This is a genomic window from Pseudomonas sp. RW10S2, assembly GCF_014268985.1.
Lineage (GTDB): Bacteria > Pseudomonadota > Gammaproteobacteria > Pseudomonadales > Pseudomonadaceae > Aquipseudomonas > Aquipseudomonas wayambapalatensis.
Genome location: NZ_JABWRO010000262.1, coordinates 1 through 207, shown reverse-complemented (window position 1 = coordinate 207; position 207 = coordinate 1). Strand labels below are relative to the sequence as shown.

The following is a 207-nucleotide window of genomic DNA, read 5'->3' as shown; positions in this document are numbered from 1 at the left end:
GCCGGTGGAGCCGGAGGTGTAGATCACGTAGGCCAGGTTCTCGCCAGTGACCTCGATGATCGGCGCCTGCTCGGCATAGCCGCTCAGTGGCTGGTCGAGCAGCAGGCACTCCAGGCCCTGCGGCAACGGCAACTGCTCGCGCAGGTGCGACTGGGTCAGCAGCAGTTCGATGCCGCTGTCCTCGATCATGTAGGCCAGGCGCTCGCG

Annotated in this window: 1 protein-coding gene; it reads right to left on the bottom strand. The window is 66.7% G+C overall.

The features are described from left to right. The coding region (locus HU729_RS25640) for an AMP-binding protein (RefSeq protein ID WP_186711938.1) at positions 1-207 on the bottom strand (207 nt) is incomplete at both ends.